This is a genomic window from Neptuniibacter pectenicola, from assembly GCF_001597735.1.
In the GTDB taxonomy this organism is placed as follows: Bacteria; Pseudomonadota; Gammaproteobacteria; order Pseudomonadales; family Balneatricaceae; genus Neptuniibacter; species Neptuniibacter pectenicola.
In genome coordinates this window covers 1-590 of record NZ_LUTS01000063.1, presented here as the reverse complement: position 1 = coordinate 590, position 590 = coordinate 1, and the positions used below count along the sequence as shown (strand labels likewise).

General features: G+C 50.8%; 1 protein-coding gene. It reads right to left on the bottom strand.

Annotated elements, in window-relative coordinates:
• Positions 1 to 41: 41 nt before the first annotated feature.
• On the bottom strand, positions 42 to 590 hold a 549-nt coding region (locus tag A3773_RS19730; RefSeq protein ID WP_197462828.1), incomplete at its 5' end, for a hypothetical protein.

The window sequence follows — 590 nt, the reverse complement described above, 5'->3', positions numbered from 1 at the left end:
CGGTATCAGGGTAACGCGTACCTCTTGCCTTCCTCCTCTTCTCACCCTTCTCCCTCTTTCCCCCCTCCCTCTCTCTCTCTTTTTTTTTCTCCCTCTCCCTTCTCCCCCTCTCTTCTTTTTCTCTTCTTCTTCTTTCTCCTTCTTCTTTTCTTTCTTCTTTTCTTCCTCCCTCTTCTTTTCTTTCTTCCCCTTCCTTCTTCCTCTTCTTTCTCCTCTTCTTTTTTTTCTCCCTCCTCCTTCTCCCTTCTCCCTTTCCCTTCCCCTCTCTCTTCCCCTTCCCTCCTCTCCCTCCTTCTTCCCTCCCCCTCTTTCTCTCCTCCCTCTCCCCTTCTTTTCCCCCTTCTTCCCTCCCCTCCCCCTTCCTCCCCCTCCCCCCTCCCTCCTTTCTTTCTTCCTTCTTCTTCCCTCTTTCCTCCTCTTTCTCCCTCTCTTTCTTCCTTCCTCCCCTCTTTTCCTTCTTTCTTTTCTCCTTCCTTTTCCCCTCCTTCCCTCTCTTTTTCCTCCCTCTCTTTTTCTTTCTCTCCCCTTCCCCCCTTCTCTCCCCCTTTTCTTCTTTTCCTCCCCCCTTTCTTTCTCTCTTCCCTTCCTTC